General features: G+C 68.4%; 1 protein-coding gene. It reads left to right on the top strand.

Annotation, left to right across the window (positions count from 1 at the left end; all coding sequences use genetic code 11):
* Positions 1-489: 489 nt before the first annotated feature.
* Positions 490-2,026: DNRLRE domain-containing protein (locus tag DS079_RS16935; RefSeq protein ID WP_126988917.1), on the top strand; the 1,537-nt coding region annotated here is incomplete at its 3' end.

The raw sequence follows: 2,026 nt of genomic DNA, 5'->3' as shown, positions 1-2,026 counted from the left end.
GTGCACTTTTGAGCCCTACTGGGAACCGTAAATGATTGGCCAGTAACTGTCCTGCTGGGGTGTACCTGTTTGGTGCTGCTCCGGTGACTGGGGAAGTCTCCGAGTAGTTCTCGTCTCGCTGGATGCACCTTGTGTGGCGGCCCCCGGAGGGCTCGCTGTGGCTGTCTTGGGCGTGGTGCGGGCAGCTTGGTGGTCGGCGAGAGCGCAGCTGGCGAGGAAGCTCCTGCTGGTCGGGCGTGACCTTGTTACCTAACTGGGATGGTTCTGGTAGTTGGCTGGTCGGTTCTGGGGTGCATGATGTGCTCAATCTCCGGCGTCGGAGGGGTGGAGCAGCGTGGGTGCTGCGAGTGGGTAGGAGTTCCTGCGTTGGAGATCCCTGTGTTCGGTCGGTGGTACCGCCGTGTCCTGGTGAGTGTTTCTGCTGTGTGTGCTGCGGCGTTGGTGGTCTCGGGGCTGCCGTCGGATCAGGCGTGGGGTGAGGATCCGCCGGTGGAGCCCTCGCCGGAGGTGTCGGCGCCGGTGTCTCCGGAGACGGTGGATTTCCCGTCGGCGGTGGTGCAGGCGCGTGCGACGGGTGAGCGGGTGGAAGTCACTGCGGAGCGGACGGATTCCTCGACGACGTGGGTGAACCCTGACGGCACGGTGACGACGACGCAGCATGCGGCGCCGGTGCGGTTCCAGGATGGTGAGGGGGCGTGGCAGGAGTACGACACCACGCTGGTGGAGCAGGAGGATGGGTCGATCGCGCCGGCTGCGGTGCCGGACGGGGTGGTGCTGGCCGGGGAGGTCGAGGGTTCGAGTGCGGAGCCGGCCCCGGTGGCGGAGGTCGGTGCGGGCGAGGACGCGTCGGTGGCGGTGGCGTGGGAGGACTCGCTGCCCGCCCCGGTGCTGGAGGGTTCCGCGGCGACCTATGCGGGGGCGTGGCCGGGGATCGATCTGGTGGTCCACGCGACGCGGGACGGGTTCGAGCAGTCGTTCGTGATCTCCGACCGGGAAGCGCTGCTGGACTACGTCGGGGCCGCACCTGCAGCGAGTGATGGTGGGGGCGAGCCGGCGCCGAGCGATGGCGGGGGCGCGGAGCCGGCACCGGTCGATGAGCCGGGCGTGGTGTCGTGGGACGTGCCGCTGCAGGTCTCCGACGGGCTGACCGCGCGGGAGGTCGAGGGGGAGCGGATCGAGTTCGTCGACGGCGACGGAATCGTGGTCTCGACGTTCGAGGCGCCGCTGGCGTGGGATGCGAGCGTGGATGAGGCCTCGCGGGAGCATCTCCAGCGCGCCGGGGTGAGCGTGCAGATCGCTGAGCAGTCGGGGACAGCGGTGACGCTGCGGCTCGGGGTGGAGCGGGAGTGGCTGCTGGACGAGGCCCGGGTGTTCCCGGTGACGGTGGATCCGGTGTATGCGAAGGGGACGGCACGGCCGACCTTCGATGCGTTCGTGCAGACGAACTACTCCTCGGATCGCTCGGGCGAGCAGGAGCTGAAGGTCGGCACGTATGACGGGACGAACAAGGCCCGTTCGTTCCTGACGTTCTCGAACACGGCGTTCAAGGACGTGAAGGTCCAGTCCGCGACGCTGAACCTGTACGAGACGTGGTCGTATTCGTGCACAGCCTCGGCGGTGGAGGTGTGGAACTCCGGGAGCGTGTCGACGGCGACGCGGTGGACGAACCAGCCGGCGCTGGGCACGAAGTACGGCTCGGTGACGGTCGCGAAGGGCGCGAATAGCTCCTGCGCTGCGGGGTGGGTGAACATCCCGATCACCTCGCTGGCGCAGTCCTGGTCGACCAACGCCGCGGCGTCGGTGACGTTGGCGCTGAAGGCGGGCTCGGAGACGAATGTGCAGGGGTGGAAGCGGTTCGGGTCGATGGAGTCGACCACGCCGCCGTCGATCACCTTCACTTACAACCGCAAGCCGAACCTCGCCACTGCGCCGACGGTCGCGGGCGCGGCGACCTCGGGGAAGGACTCGTTCGTGCCGGGGAAGCGGCCGGTCCTGTCCTCGACCGCGACCGATCCAGACGGGAACC

The organism is Brachybacterium paraconglomeratum, from assembly GCF_003994255.1.
Lineage (GTDB): Bacteria > Actinomycetota > Actinomycetes > Actinomycetales > Dermabacteraceae > Brachybacterium > Brachybacterium conglomeratum.
Note: the sequence above shows the minus strand (reverse complement) of the source record. Positions and strands in the feature narration are given on the sequence as shown.